This window comes from Streptomyces sp. NPDC087844 (genome assembly GCF_044742785.1).
In the GTDB taxonomy this organism is placed as follows: Bacteria; Actinomycetota; Actinomycetes; order Streptomycetales; family Streptomycetaceae; genus Streptomyces.
The window spans coordinates 15310-27849 of record NZ_JBIUVD010000036.1 but is presented as its reverse complement, the minus strand read 5'-3'; the positions used below and the strand labels follow the sequence as shown (position 1 = coordinate 27849).

Below are 12540 nucleotides of genomic sequence, written 5' to 3'. Positions count from 1 at the left end.
GCTCCCTGTGACCGGTGCTCAGCTCCCTCACGCCGTCGTCAGGAGCCCGCGAGCCGGGCCGCGAGATAGGGCGCGGTGGCGCTGCGGCGGGCCCTCGCCACCTTGGCCGGCGGGCCCGCCGCGACCACACGCCCGCCCGCGTCGCCACCGCCCGGCCCGAGGTCGATGACCCAGTCGGCGGTAACGATCGTGTCCAGGTCGTGCTCGACGAGGACGACCGTGTTGCCCGCGTCGACGAGCCGGTGCAGCTGTCGCAGCAGCAGCGCGACGTCCGAGGGGTGCAGCCCAGCCGTCGGCTCGTCGAGCAGGTAGAGCGCGTGGCCGCGGCGTGCTCGCTGCAGTTCGGTGGCCAGTTTGATGCGTTGCGCCTCACCACCGCTGAGCTCCGTCGCGGGCTGCCCCAGCCGCAGGTACCCCAGTCCCACCTCGCGCAACGTCTCCAGACTGCGGGAGGCGGCCGGGACGGCGGACAGGAACTTGGCGGCGGCGTCGACGGACAGCGCCAGTACTTCCGCGATGTTCTTGCCGCGGTAGGTGACCTCCAGCGTTTCGGCGTTGTACCGGGCGCCCTGGCAGGTCGGGCACGGCGCGTAGGTGCCGGGCAGGAACAGCAGTTCCACCGCGACGAATCCTTCGCCCTGGCAGGTCTCGCACCGCCCTTCAGGCACGTTGAAGGAGAACCGCCCGGCCGAGTAGCCGCGCGCCCTGGCCTCGTCCGTCGCCGCGTACAGCTTGCGCACCGCGTCGAACATCCCCGTGTACGTGGCCAGGTTGGACCGGGGAGTTCGGCCGATGGGCCGTTGATCGACCCGGACCAGCCGGTCGAACGACTCGACCCCCGACGCGTCCTGGACGTCGACCTCCAACTGCGCCTCGTCGGGATCCTCGGGTACAAGTCCGAGGTGGCCGCGGACAACCTCCGCCAGCACCTGCGTCACCAGCGTCGACTTTCCGGAACCGGACACGCCCGTAACCGCCGTCAGCACGCAGAGCGGTACGTCGACGGACACGTCGTGCAGATTGTGGCGGGAGACGCCGCTCAGGTGCAGCCAGCCGCGCGGTGTGCGCGGGCGGTGATCGAGCGGCTCGGCGCGCCCGAAGAGGTACTGGCTCGTGGCCGACTCCCTCACCCGCTCCAGGCCGGCGACCGGGCCGCTGTACAGCACGCGCCCGCCGCCCTCGCCCGCGCCGGGGCCGATGTCGACCACCCAGTCCGCCCGCCGTACGACGTCCATGTCGTGCTCCACGACGAACAGCGAGTTGCCCGCCGCCTTGAGGCGGTCCAGAACGTCCAGCAGCGGTTCCGCGTCAGCCGGGTGCAGGCCCGCGGAGGGTTCGTCGAGGACGTAGACGACGCCGAACAGCCCCGAGCGCAGCTGAGTGGCGATCCGCAGGCGCTGCGCCTCGCCGGGCGACAGGGTCGTCGAGCGGCGCCCGAGGCTGAGATATCCGAGGCCCAGGTCGAGCAGTACGTCGACCCGTGCGACCAGATCGCTGCAGATCCGGACCGCGACCTCGGTCGTCTCCCCGGATCGGGCGGTCGACGTGGTGGCGTCGGCCTTGGACCGCCTTGCGACGGGCCGCAGCAGGGCCGCGACATCGGTGAGCGGCATCGCGTTGATTTCGGCGATGGAACGTCCGGCGAAGGTCACGGCGAGTGCCTCAGGCCGCAGTCCGCTGCCGTGACACTCCGGGCAGGGCACACTCCTGACGAACCGGAGTGCCCGTTCGCGCATCTTCTCGCTCTTGGAGTCGGCGAGGACGTGCATGACGTGCTTGCGGGCGCTCCAGAACTTGCCTTGGTAGCCGTAGTCGACGCGGTCCTCCTCCGGCTCGATGTACACGGAGGGCTGCTCCTCCGTGTACAGCAGCCAGTCCCGGTCCTTCTTCCTGAGCCTGCGCCAGGGGCGGTCGATGTCGATCCCCAGGCCGCTCACGACGCTGCGCAGGTTGGCGCCCTGCCAGGCGCCCGGCCAGGCGGCGATCGCCCCCTCGCGGATGCTCAGCGAGGGGTCCGGGACGAGCAGCTCCTCGGCGACGTCGTGCACGACGCCCAGTCCGTGGCACTCCGGGCAGGCGCCGGCCGCGGTGTTGGGTGAGAACGACTCGGCCTCCAGCCGCGCGGCCCGGGGCGGATAGGTGCCGGCGCGGGAGTACAGCACGCGCAGCAGATTTGACAGCGTGGTGATGGTGCCGACCGTCGATCGCGAGCTGGGCGACCCGCGTCGCTGCTGCAGGGCCACGGCGGGTGGCAATCCGGTGATTTCCTGCACGTGCGGTGCGCCGACCTGTTGCAACAGCCTTCGGGCGTACGGTGCTACGGACTCGAAGTAGCGCCGTTGGGCCTCCGCGTAGAGCGTGCCGAACGCGAGCGAGGACTTGCCCGAACCGGAGACGCCGGTGAAGGCGACCATCGCGTCCCGCGGAACGTCGACATCGATGTTCCGCAGGTTGTTCTCACTGGCGCCGCGCACATGCACAAAGGGGTCGGTCGCGTCCTTGTTCACCATTCCTGAGTACCTGATTGCGCCGGGAACCGCACGACAGGCGCCGTCCCCGGGCCTCGCTCCCACGGGCGTCCGGGGTGTCCCGGATCCATTTTCGATACACGACCCAGCTAGGTGTTCGTGCCGTGGCGCCGACGAGCGGCCGCGACGGGTGCCCCGGAGAAGTGAGAACTTCGACACGCGCCGGTCCGGGTGGACCAAGGTGGCACTGCACCCCGGGTCCGTGCCCGCGTAGACCGGGGGCCCCGCTCCCGACGGTGGCGGCAGCGTGTCCTGCGGATGATCCCCAGCAGCCCGTTGGCCCTCGTCATCATCGAACTCAGGTACGGGTACTCGTTCGCCACCCGCACACCGTGGGCGCCCGCCGCCCGCCCCCCAAGACCCCGGACGGCGCGTCACAGCACAAGCGGGCAGAAACTCACTGCTGCGGCACTGGCCTGGGCGGTGTCCAGCCACCTGAGGGTCTGTTCAGTGAGAAATCGGTGCCACAACACGGACTGGCCGGTCACGGCCGAGGCCCTTCAGGGCCTGCGGTGCGGACCAGGTTGCCGGCATTTTCCCGGTGCTCGTGCACGAGGCGGATCGCCATGGCACCTTCACCGGTGGCCGAGGCAACTCGTTTGACCGAGCCGCTTCTGACGTCGCCGGCTGCGAAGACCCCTGGAAGGCTGGTCTCCAGCAGCAATGGACCACGGCCGAGCGAGTCCCACCGGGTCGCGTCGGCAGCAGCCTGGGCGTCCGCCCCGGTCAGGACGAAGCCCTTCTCGTCCAGGGCGAGCACGCCCCTCAGCCACTCCGTGCGCGGGCGAGCCCCGATGAACACGAACAGCGCGGCGGCCCGCAGCGTGCCGCGCTCACCATTTGCGTTGTCCTCAACGCTCAGCGACTCCAGTTTCTCCTTCCCGGAGACGCCCCGGACTTCGGTATGGAGCAGCACCTCGATCTTCGGGTGCCGTTCCACCTGGTCCACCAGGTAACGCGACATGTCCGCGTTGAGGTCGCTGCCCCGGACGAGGAGGTGGACTCCGGACGCGTGGTGGGCCAGGAACAGCGCCGCCTGTCCGGCGGAGTTGCCTCCGCCGACAACGGCGACCGGGTCCGCCTCGCAGAGACTGGCCTCGTGCACGGTCGCCGCGTAGTAGACGCTGATGCCCTCCAGGCGGTCGATGCCGGGCACCTCGAGTCTGCGGTACCGGACACCTGAGGCGAGCACCACGGCGTCCGCCCGGACTTGGGACCCGTCTGTGAAGGTGACTACGTACTCGTCGTCCTGCGGGATGAGCCTGTTGACCTGGGCCGGGACCATGAGGCGGGCACCGAACTTGTGGGCCTGGAGCACCGCGCGTTCGATGAGCTCGCCTCCGGAGATGCCCGACGGGAAGCCGAGGTAGTTCTCGATGCGGGACGAGGTGCCTGCCTGGCCTCCGGTGGCCACGGCGTCGACGGAAATCGTGGTGAGGCCGTCGGAGGCGCCGTACACGGCTGCGGCGAGTCCTGCGGGGCCCGCGCCGACGACCATCACGTCGCACTGGGCGGCCTCCGCCGTGGGGGCGGGCAGCCCGATGAGCCTGGCGAGTTCGGCGTTGCTCGGATTGCGCAGCACCTGCTCGCCCTTCCAGAGGACCACCGGAGTTTCCTCGGGGCGGATGGAGAACCGACGCAGCAACGCCTCAGCCTCCTTGTCCCTCTCCAGATCCAGCCAGCGGTGGGGCAGCCGGTTGCGGGCAGCGAATTCACGTAGCCGCAGCGTGTCCCGCGAGTAGCACGATCCCAGGATGCGGAAGCCTGCGCCGAGGCCGATGAGAAGATGCCGTCGGCCCAGATACGCGCGGAGGATCAGGTCGCCGAGTACGGGGTCGCGGCCGACCAAGGTGCGTTGGCGCTCCACCGGTACTGCCAGGATCTCACCTGCCTCACGCACCACGGCGGTGTCGAACGCCGCCTGCCCCTCCAGCATCCCCAGTTCGCCCAAGAACCTGCCGGGTCCGTGTGCCGCCACCGTGCGCTCTTCCGGCCCGCCGTGGTCCTGGAGGATCTCGACGGTCCCGCTGAGGATGGCGAGGAACTCCCGGAAGGGCTCGCCCTCCCGGTACAGCACCTCACCTTCCGTGGTCCTGCGGCGCTCACCGTGCGCGGTCAGGTCCTGAAGCTGTTCCGGTGTCAGGCGCGGGAACGCCCCGTATCGGTCCGGCGTCTCGCGGGCGGCACCATTCTTGTGCTGGGCAGTACTCATCAGACCAAGGCCTCATGGACGTAGCACCAGCGCCAGTCCTCTCCCGGTTGGAAGGACTGCACGATGGGGTGCTCGGCGCTGCCCGCGTGTCGTCGGGCGTGTTTGAGGGGTGAGGAGTCGCAGCAGCCGACGTGCCCACAGGTGAGGCAGAGCCGCAGGTGCACCCATGGGGAATGCTCCCTGAGGCACTCCTCGCAGCCCTGCGGGGTACGCGGCGTCACTGGCCGCACCATGGCCAGGTGCGGGTCCGGAATCGTTGCCATGACGTTCTCCTCTCGTGGGGCTACGGCAGTACGGCGGCCAGCGAGTTGGGCAGGCCGGACTTGAGGTGATCCCACTCCCCTTCGCTGACGTAGCGCTTCAGAGCCTCCAGCACGGTCCGCACGACCGTTTCGATGCCGCCGTCCACCGCGTAGGGAAAGTCGTCCCTGACGCGCTGGAAAAAGTCCTCGCCACTGAGTTTCACCGGTGTCCCCGACGGCTTCCATCCGTCGTAGTAGACGCCGCGGATCAGAGTCGGAAGCTGCGCCCCCAGGTGCACCGCACCGTCGACGGAGAGGCGATCCCGTAGCCGGTGCAGGACGGCGCGCAAAGCGGCGTACGACTGTTTCCGGCGTTCCTTGGGCCAGCCGTTGGCTTCCTCGATGTCCCTGAGGAGCCGATTGGCTTTGTCCACCATGGTATCGAAGGAGGAGAATGTCGTTTCACTCATTTCATGGCTCCTTTCGTTACCGGAGAGCCCTTGTGGTGGCCGGGCCATGCCGACTCACCGACCCGCGGTGGTCTGCCGTCCTTCCAGGGCCTGTTCGACCCACTGACGCAGGACGTGCGCCGGTGCGGCACCGGCCTGTCGGGCCACCGTCTCGCCTCGGTCTTGGACGAGCAGCGTGGGCACTGCTTGGACCTCGAACCGCCGACTGACTCCTGGGTTCTTGTCAATGTCGACTTTGACGAGCTTGATCCGTCCGGCAAGGTCGCGGGCGACCTGTTCAAGGGCGGGGCTGACCATGCGGCAGGGGCCGCACCAGGTGGCCCAGAGGTCGACGACGACAGGTTGGACGGCGTTGTCGGCGACTTCGGTGAAGTCGTCGTCGCCGGCGTCGACGACCCAGGGCAGTGGCTGCTTGCAGTGGCCGCATTTGGGGCGTCCCTCAGCGGCAACAGGAATGCGGTTGCCGCGCCCGCAGTGTGGGCAGGTCACCGTCGTTGTACGGGTGGTGTTCACGCTGCCCTCGCTTCCCGGGCCTCTTCCTGCTGGTCGTAGGTGACCACCAGCTCGCCGTGTTCGGCGTCGACGCGGACCGTCGCGCCGTCCTGGACGTCGCCGCGCAGAAGGGCGCGCCCGACCAGCGTCTCGACCTCGTGGGAGATGTATCGCCGTAGCGGCCGGGCCCCGTACACCGGATCGTAGCCCTGGTGGGAGATCAGCTCTCGGGCCGCATCGGTGAGTTCTACGTTGATGCGACGTTCCGCGAGCCGCTGCCGCAGTTCGTCGAACTGCAGCTCCACGATTCGTTCGATCTGCCGCTCACCGAGCGGCTTGAACAGCACGATGTCATCGACGCGGTTGAGGAACTCCGGACGGAAGTGCCCGCGCAGTTCGCCCATCACCAGGGCGCGGGCGTCAGGCTTGATCTCACCCTCGGCGGTCGCGCCGTCGAGGAGGTGCTCGGAGCCGATGTTGGACGTCATGATGATCACGGTGTTGCGGAAGTTGACGGTGCGGCCCTGAGCGTCGGTGATGCGGCCGTCATCGAGGATCTGCAACAGGGTGTTGAAGACGTCGCTGTGTGCCTTCTCGATCTCGTCGAACAGCACCACCGAGTACGGCTTGCGGCGTACGGCCTCGGTGAGCTGGCCGCCTTCCTCGTAGCCGACGTATCCGGGTGGTGCGCCCATGAGCCTGCTGACGGTGTGCCGCTCCTGGTACTCACTCATGTCGAGGCGGACCATGTTCTCCTCGGAGTCGAACAGCGCCCGGGCGAGAGTCTTGGTCAGCTCGGTCTTTCCTACGCCGGTGGGGCCGAGGAAGATGAAGGAACCGATGGGGCGGCGAGGGTCGCGGATGCCGGAGCGGGCGCGGATGATCGCGTCGGCGACGAGCTGGACGGCCTCGTCCTGGCCGACGACACGCTCGCGAAGGATCTCGTCGAGGCGCAGCAGCTTGTCGCGTTCACCCTCCTGCAGGCGGGCGACCGGGATGCCGGTCCAGGCGGCGACGATCTCGGCGATCTCTTCTTCGGTGACCACCTCGCGCAGCAACCGGTTTTGTCCCTGCCTGGTGGCCAGCTGCTCCTCCTCCGCTGCGAGTCGGCGCTCCAGGTCCTGGAGGCGGCCGTATCGGAGTTCGGCGGCGCGGTTGAGGTCGTAGGCGCGTTCGGCTTCCTCCGCCTCGTGGCGAACCTGCTCCAGTTCCTGGCGCAGTTCCTGCACACGCCGGATCGCCTGCCGTTCGGCCTCCCACTGGGCGTGTTTGGCGTCGGCCTCTCCGCGGAGGTCGGCCAGTTCCTTGCGCAGTTCCTCCAGGCGGGTTTTGCTGGCGGGGTCAGTCTCTTTGGAGAGGGCGGCTTCCTCGATCTCCAGGCGGGTGACGCGGCGGGTGATCTCGTCGAGTTCGGCAGGCATGGAGTCGATCTCGGTACGCAGCCGGGCGCATGCCTCGTCGACGAGGTCGATGGCCTTGTCGGGCAGGAATCGATCGGTGATGTAGCGGTGGCTGAGGGTGGCGGCGGAGACCAGCGCGGTGTCCTGGATCTTGACGCCGTGAAAGACCTCCAGGCGCTCACGCAGTCCGCGCAGGATGGAGATAGCGTCCTCCAGGCTGGGCTCGTCGACCAGGACCTGTTGGAACCGTCGTTCGAGGGCTGCGTCCTTTTCGATGTGTTTGCGGTACTCGTCGAGGGTGGTGGCGCCGATCATGTGCAGTTCGCCGCGGGCGAGCATCGGCTTGAGCATGTTCCCCGCGTCCATGGCTCCTTCGGCGGCGCCCGCACCGACGACGGTGTGCAGTTCGTCGACGAAGAGCAAGATGCCGCCTTGTGCAGCCTTGACCTCGCTGAGCACGGCCTTGAGGCGTTCCTCGAACTCGCCTCGGTACTTGGCGCCGGCGACCAGGGAGCCCAAGTCGAGGGCGAACACGATCTTGTCGCGAAGGCCCTCAGGGACGTCGCCGCGGACAATGCGCTGGGCGAGGCCCTCGACGATGGCGGTCTTGCCGACACCGGGGTCTCCGATGAGAACCGGATTGTTCTTGGACTTGCGGCTCAGGATCTGGGTGACGCGGCGAATCTCGGCGTCCCGGCCGATGACCGGGTCGAGCCTGCCTTCCTTGGCCTCGGCGACGAGATCGCGGCCGTACTTCTCCAGAGCCTCGTAGGCCACCTCGGGATTGGCGGAGGTGACGCGCTGGTTGCCGCGGACCTGGGTCAGCGCGCCCAGGAACGAGTCCCTCGTGATCCCGGCCTGGTTGAGCAGACGTCCGGCGGCTGTTGATGCCCCCTCTTCAGCCAGGGCGAGCAGGAGGTGCTCCACGGACACGTACTCGTCCTTGAGGCGTTTGGCCTCCCGTTCAGCGGCGTCGAGCAGGCCGGCGAGGCGCTGTGTGACGAAGACCTGGCCGGGTGCCGCACCGGGGCCGGTGACCTTCGGGCGGCGGGAGACTTCCTCGCGCACGGCCGCGCGCAGTTTCTCCGGCTCGGTTCCGGCCTGTTGCAGCAGCCGTGGGATCAGACCGTCCTCCTGATCGAGGAGTGCGAGCAGCAGGTGTTCTCCGTCCACTTCGGTCTGCCCCATGCGGCCGGCCTCGGTCTGGGCCTCCTGGAGGGCTTCCTGGGATTTCTGTGTGAGACGGTTCATGTCCATGGGGGTGTATCACTCCTCGTGCCGCGGGCGCGCAGGGCGGTTTCGAGCAGGCTGATGCGGTCGAGCAGGTCGAGCACCAGGCCGATGGATGCGTAATTGAGGCAGAGTCCGGAGCGCAGCCGCTGGATGCGGGCAAGTGCCGCTGGGGCGTCGCGGTCGAAAACCAGGTGGCCGGCGGCGTCGCGTTCGGCGTCGACCAGCCCGAGGGCGACGAACCGGCGGACCAGATCAGGATGGAGACCCGATCGACGGGCCACGGCCTCCAAGGAAAGTCTCGGGGTGGGAACGAGCGCATACCGGACAGCCGTCGAAGCGGTGGCGACATAGGTGACCGGCTGTACCGGACGGTCGCCTGCACCGGACCGGCCGATGCCTGCCGTTCCCGTGGGTCGGTCGTTCATCGCGTCCTCCTGGGGTCGAACGAGGAGGTCGCGGCGAGCTCCTCGAACAGTTCACGCTCCCGGTCGCCAAGCGTGGGTGGCACCATGACGCGGAGTTCGGCGTACAGGTCGCCGTTCGCACCGCGCGGGTTCGGCATGCCCTCGCCGCGCAGCCGCAGCCGACGGCCGGTGGACGAGCCGGCAGGCACCGTGACCTTGGCTGTGCCACCGCCGGGGGTGGGCACCGGCACGGTCGCGCCCAGGGCCGCCTCCCAGGGGGTGACCGGGACCTGCACGTGGACATCGCGGCCGTCCAGCCGGAACCGAGGATGGGACTGAATCCTCACCCGCAGGTGCAGGTCGCCCGCAGGTGCGGCACCACTGCCCCGCCCTCCCTCTCCCGCCAGCCGGATGCGCTGCCCGTCGGTGACGCCCGGCGGGACGTCGACCTCGTAGCGCCGCGGCTGCCCGGTGGGTCCTGCGAGTGTGACGGTACGGCGGCCGCCCTTGTACGCCTCCTCGAGGGTGAGCGGCAGTTCGGCCTCCTGGTCGGCTCCCGGTACTCCTGCGGAGCCGGCGCCTGCGCCGAAGAGCGAGCCGAGCAGATCCTCGATGTCGACATCCTCGGCTGAGAATCCATCGCCGAAGCCGGTGGCGTACCGGACGCCGGGGCCGCCCGCGCCTGCGGTCCGCCGGGTACGGAATCCGCCACCCGCTCCGGCCGCGACCCGGTCGTCGAAGTCTTCGGGGATCTTGCGGAAGTCTTCGCCGAAGCGGTCGTAGCGTGCCCGGGTCTTCGGGTCGGACAGCACGCTGTATGCCTCGTTGAGGTCCTTGAAGCGTTCCTCCGCCGCCGGGTCCTTGTTGACGTCGGGATGGTGTTTGCGGGCGAGCTTGCGATATGCCTGCTGGATCTCGTCCTGGCTCGCGGTCCGCGACACTCCCAGCACTTCGTAGGGGTCCCGTGCCATGACAGATCACTCCCGCTTCGCGACAGTCACGGTGGCGGGCCTGAGCTGCCGATCGCCGTCGCCGTAGCCCGGGCGCAGCACCTGCACGACGGTGCCCGGCTCGACGTCGGGGTCATCGACCACGCTGACCGCCTGGTGCCGGGCCGGGTCGAAGGCGACGCCGGTCTCCGCGTGCCGCGGGTAGCCGAGCAGTTCGAGGACGTTCACCGCCTGGTCGCGGACTGTCCGGATGCCTTCCACGACCGCGTCCGAATCGGCGTCGGCGTGGGACAGGGCGAGTTCGAGGTTGTCCAGGACGGGCAGGAAGGCGGCAGCCGTACGGGAACGCTCCACCGTCCGCTCCCGCTCCAGTTCCTTGGCGTGACGCTTGCGCAGGTTGTCGAGGTCGGCGAGCGCGCGCCGCCAGCGGTCCTCCAGTTCCTTCATCGCGGCTGTGTACTCGTCCTCCGCGGGTGCGGGGCCGACCACGTCGGGTCCCGTTTCGTCGTTTGTCGTTTGCGGCCGGAGAGGCGGGGCGGGTTCATGCGAGTCCTCGCGGGGAGGGCCTGCGGCGCCTTCCGGGGCCGTTTCGGGTTCGTGGGGGTGTCGGGGCATGGCGGCCTCAACCCTTGTCGAACTCGGCGTCGATGACATCGTCGTCATCGTTGCCACCACTCGGGGGAGCGCCGGTGGCGGCGTCCTGGCCCGGGCCTCCCGTGGCGGTGGCACCCTGCTGGGCAGCCAGTCCGGCGAGGACCTGCTGGAGTTCGGAGGCCAGTGGCCGCACACGCTCCACGCCTGCCTCTTCCTTGACCGCCGCCCGGGCATCGGAGACGAGCATCTCGGCGCGCGCCTTCTCGTGCGCGGGGGCTGCGTCGCCCAGTTCGGCGAGGCGCTTCTCGACCTGGTACGCGACGGCGTCGAGCTCGTTGCGTGCGTCTACAGCCTCGCGGAGCTCTCGGTCCTGGCCCTGGTTGCTCTCGGCCTCCTGGACCATGCGCTCGACCTCACTGCGGTCCAGGTTGGAGCTTTCGCTGATGGTGATGCCCTGTTCCTTGCCGGTGTCCCCGTCGCGCGCCTTGACATTGAGGATGCCGTTGGCGTCGATGTCGAAGGTGACCTCGATCTGGGGTTCGCCTCGCGGCGCCGGCCGGATGTCGGTGAGCTGGAACCGGCCGAGCACGCGGTTGTCGGCAGCACGCTCGCGCTCACCCTGGAGGACCACCACATCGACCGCCGGCTGGTTGTCCTCGGCGGTGGAGAACGTCTCGGTACGCCGCACCGGGATGGTGGTGTTCCGCTCGATGATCTTGGTCATGACCCCGCCGCGCGTCTCGACGCCCAGCGACAGGGGTGTGACATCGAGCAGCAGGACGTCCTTGACCTCGCCCTTGAGTACCCCGGCCTGGATCGCGGCGCCCAGGGCCACGACTTCGTCGGGGTTGACGCTCATGTTGGGGTCCTTGCCGCCGGTCAGCCGGCGGACCAGGGCCTGGACCGCTGGTATGCGTGTGGAGCCGCCTACGAGGATGACCTCGTCTAGGTCGCTCTCACCGACCTTGGCGTCGGCCATTGCCTGCTGGACCGGCTCCAGGCACCGTTCCACGAGGTCGCCGGTGATCTGCTCGAATGTGGACCGCATGACGGAGTCGGTGAGGTGTTTGGGGCCCGCGGCGTCGGCGGTGATGAACGGCAGGCTGACCTGCGTCTGCGTCACAGAACTGAGCTCGGTCTTGGCCTTCTCCGCCGCCTCGAACAGTCGTTGCAGCGCCTGCGGGTCATTCCGCAGGTCGATGCCGTTCTCCTTCTGGAAGCCGTCTGCGAGATGGTCGACCAGGCGCCGGTCGAAGTCGTCGCCGCCCAGGTGGCTGTCCCCGGCGGTGGAGCGCACCTCCACCACGCCGTCGCCGACATCGAGGATGCTCACGTCGAAGGTGCCGCCGCCCAGGTCGAAGACGAGGACGGTCTCGTGCTCCTTCTTGTCTATGCCGTACGCGAGAGCGGCAGCCGTCGGCTCGTTGATGATCCGCAGCACCTCCAGACCTGCGATCCGACCGGCATCCTTGGTGGCGGTGCGCTGGGCGTCGTTGAAGTAGGCGGGCACCGTGATGACCGCCTCCGTGACGCGCTCCCCCATCTGCTTGGAGGCGTCGTCGGCGAGTTTGCGCAGCACCTGTGCGCTGATCTCCTCAGGCGCGTACAGCTTGTCCCGCACCTTGAAGCGGGCCGCTCCGCCGTCGCCTTCGACGACGTCGTACGCTACCGCTTTCGCCTCGTCCGAAATCTCATCGAAGTGCCGGCCGATGAATCGCTTGGCCGAGTAGATGGTGCCCTTGGGGTTGAGGATCGCCTGGCGCCGGGCCATCTGGCCCACCAGGCGCTCCCCGGTGTCGGTGAAGGCCACCACGGACGGTGTCGTTCGGTTGCCCTCGGTGTTGGGCACAACGGACGGCTCGCCACCCTCCCACACGGCGATCACCGAGTTGGTGGTACCCAGGTCGATACCCACTGCCCTGGCCATGAGGAACTCCTCCCGGTGGTGCGGCCTGCGCCGATTCCCGGTTCACTTTCGTTCAGGTACGGATAGGACCTCCGCGAATGGCCCGCGG

At 68.8% G+C, this 12540-nt stretch carries 10 protein-coding genes; all 10 read right to left on the bottom strand.

Annotated features, from left to right (window positions below):
* Positions 1-38 precede the first annotated feature (38 nt).
* Positions 39-2510, bottom strand: coding sequence for an excinuclease ABC subunit UvrA (gene uvrA / locus ACIOKD_RS40185; protein ID WP_402093325.1), 2472 nt, complete (start codon positions 2508-2510; stop codon positions 39-41).
* A 502-nt stretch (positions 2511-3012) separates the two neighbouring features.
* Positions 3013-4740, bottom strand: a complete 1728-nt coding sequence (locus ACIOKD_RS40180; RefSeq protein WP_402093323.1) for an FAD-dependent oxidoreductase — start codon at positions 4738-4740, stop codon at positions 3013-3015.
* On the bottom strand, positions 4740-5003 hold the full coding sequence (locus ACIOKD_RS40175) for a UBP-type zinc finger domain-containing protein (protein WP_104783392.1): 264 nt from the start codon (positions 5001-5003) through the stop codon (positions 4740-4742). Before ACIOKD_RS40175 ends, ACIOKD_RS40180 begins: the two co-directional genes overlap by 1 nt.
* A 20-nt stretch (positions 5004-5023) precedes the next feature.
* Positions 5024-5452, bottom strand: coding sequence for a DUF2267 domain-containing protein (locus ACIOKD_RS40170; protein WP_365408839.1), 429 nt, complete (start codon positions 5450-5452; stop codon positions 5024-5026).
* Between the two features lie 54 nt (positions 5453-5506).
* Positions 5507-5965 (bottom strand): thioredoxin, encoded by a 459-nt coding sequence (gene trxA / locus ACIOKD_RS40165; RefSeq protein ID WP_329204141.1) that lies wholly within the window; start codon positions 5963-5965, stop codon positions 5507-5509.
* Positions 5962-8601, bottom strand: a complete 2640-nt coding sequence (clpB, locus tag ACIOKD_RS40160) for an ATP-dependent chaperone ClpB (RefSeq protein WP_402093321.1) — start codon at positions 8599-8601, stop codon at positions 5962-5964. Before clpB ends, trxA begins: the two co-directional genes overlap by 4 nt.
* Complete coding sequence (locus ACIOKD_RS40155) at positions 8592-9002, bottom strand: chaperone modulator CbpM (protein WP_329204143.1); 411 nt, start codon at positions 9000-9002, stop codon at positions 8592-8594. The genes clpB and ACIOKD_RS40155 overlap by 10 nt, the downstream gene beginning before the upstream one ends.
* Positions 8999-9952 (bottom strand): DnaJ C-terminal domain-containing protein, encoded by a 954-nt coding sequence (locus tag ACIOKD_RS40150; protein WP_402093320.1) that lies wholly within the window; start codon positions 9950-9952, stop codon positions 8999-9001. The genes ACIOKD_RS40155 and ACIOKD_RS40150 overlap by 4 nt, the downstream gene beginning before the upstream one ends.
* Positions 9953-9958: 6 nt before the next feature.
* Positions 9959-10546 (bottom strand): nucleotide exchange factor GrpE, encoded by a 588-nt coding sequence (locus ACIOKD_RS40145; protein WP_383806839.1) that lies wholly within the window; start codon positions 10544-10546, stop codon positions 9959-9961.
* 7 nt (positions 10547-10553) lie between these two features.
* A complete protein-coding gene (dnaK, locus tag ACIOKD_RS40140) occupies positions 10554-12452 on the bottom strand; it encodes a molecular chaperone DnaK (protein ID WP_402093318.1) in 1899 nt (632 codons plus the stop codon).
* Positions 12453-12540 lie beyond the last annotated feature (88 nt).